Source organism: Bacillus sp. GbtcB10 (assembly GCF_019091365.1).
GTDB classification, from domain to species: domain Bacteria; phylum Bacillota; class Bacilli; order Bacillales; family Bacillaceae; genus Bacillus; species Bacillus altitudinis.
On sequence record NZ_JAGXJP010000102.1, the window covers coordinates 1 to 278 of the forward strand.

At 32.0% G+C, this 278-nt stretch carries 1 pseudogene; it reads left to right on the forward strand.

The features are described from left to right. Nucleotides 1-184: 184 nt before the first annotated feature. A pseudogene (locus KVT11_RS19785) lies at nucleotides 185-278 on the forward strand (permease); the annotation flags it as partial.

Sequence of the window (278 nt, forward strand, 5' to 3'; positions counted from 1 at the left end):
TTATCACTCATTTCATTCTACATCATTTTCCAAAATTCCTGTTTTATCTTCATTAGGAAATGTACATGCTAATAAAGGAATCTTTATTCTCCAATTTTTGCTTTACTTGGGTTTAACTCATACTCATGTTCTTCTCTTTATGAAAGATACTATAAGTACACCCAATTGAAAGAGAGGGATGTACATGCGAAGAAAGAGAAATCATCATTTTAAAAGTGGTGAAAAAAACGAAGAGTATGCAGCTGAAATATCACCAGCTGGCATTCCAATTAGACATA